The sequence below is a fragment of the Limisphaera ngatamarikiensis genome (assembly GCF_011044775.1).
GTDB lineage: Bacteria > Verrucomicrobiota > Verrucomicrobiia > Limisphaerales > Limisphaeraceae > Limisphaera > Limisphaera ngatamarikiensis.
On record NZ_JAAKYA010000042.1, the window covers coordinates 1 to 303 of the forward strand.

Genomic DNA, 303 nt, shown 5'->3' on the forward strand with positions numbered 1-303 from the left:
GGCGGTCAGCTGGCTGGACTGGTGGCACCAGTGGCAAGCGCGCTGGTGGCGGGCCGTGGCGGTGGAAGCGGCTGCGCCCTCCGGCTAGAGACTGGAGCCACGGCCCGAACCCCGCACGCGCCGACCGCCCCTGGCGGCCAGGGCGGAGCATGCCCGCATCTTGGAAAAAAACCACCCTGGCACGGCCCTGCGGCCCTTCCGGCGCCCGGGCGACCCCTCCCCGATGGGCTACAGAGCCCTCCCAGATCTCGTTTAGAGACTCCTCCGGTTCGAAAACATCGTTTTGCACCCCGCCCCAACGGC